This is a genomic window from Haloferax sp. s1 (assembly GCF_058382125.1).
Window position 1 is genome coordinate 1 of sequence record NZ_JBZRPK010000104.1, and the last position, 1,057, is coordinate 1,057.

Here is a 1,057-nt window from a genome sequence, read left to right on the forward strand (position 1 = left end):
ACCGTAGATTCCTCGCCGGCCGTTTTGTCGATGAACATCGCCGACTGGACGAAGCCGGGGTTTCGGAGTTCGAGGACGTCGTACACGGCTTTGGAGCCGACGAGTACGAGTCCGAGTTCGACCCGAGTGACACCGGCCGCCTCGACAACCCCAACGACGAACGGCGCGACGAACGCGAGGATGAACAATAGCGCCAGATGCGTTTTGGAGACACCACCGGTCGCGGAGACTGTCTCGTACTCGCCTGACTGGAACCAGTCAACCAGTTTGAATAGTTGGCTGACGAGAATGGCAAGCACGCCGAGGGCGGCCGACACTGGCAGTACGAACGTCTCGACAACCGGGGTAACGACGCCAGTCAACATGAGCCCCCCAAACGGCCAGAATGCGACAAGCGGGATCAGCGTTAGCAGGGTATACGGGACGTTCTGCGGATACACTGGGGGAAGCCAGCGGGCGGGGCGAAAGCCGCCTCGAACGTCCGCGAGGATTTTGAGCGGAAACGGTGCTCTCGTCCCCGTCGGTCTGTACTCTTTGGAGGGTGGTAACGCGGCAAACAACGATTGGGCGGCTTCCCGGGTGACGGCGACTCCCGCCTCGAACCAGTAAAACAAGAGGACCAAGTACGGGTCCCAGCTAAATTCGAACACACCCATGAGCAACACCAGGTTCGAGAGTGCCATCACGGACAGTGTCCGTCGGTACTTGTTGACGTCCATCCTGTGAAAGAAACACGAGATATGACGCATGAAAAACTATCGATACGACCGGTGTCTGTTGATTTTCGTCTTGGTTTCGATTTCCGGTGATCGACACCGTTCGTTGTGGAGTTTCTGATACGAAACTACCCCATCGTTAATGTAAATAGAGAATCAAATATCGAGTATGGAGGGAGAGTTGCTCGTCTACGGGTCGTACGGGTACACGGGGTCGCTAATCGCACACAGGGCCGTCGCCGACGACGCATCACCGACGATTGCGGGGCGACGAGCCGAACCACTCGAACAACAAGCGACCGAACTCGGCGATGACCACCGCGTGTTCAGGCTGGAGCAGC

Annotated in this window: 1 protein-coding gene; it reads right to left on the bottom strand. The window is 57.7% G+C overall.

The genetic code is table 11. From position 1 onward, the window contains the following. On the bottom strand, positions 1-719 hold a 719-nt coding region (locus QT222_RS00725; RefSeq protein ID WP_491475979.1), incomplete at its 3' end, for a DUF6498-containing protein. Between the last annotated feature and the right edge of the window lie 338 nt (positions 720-1,057).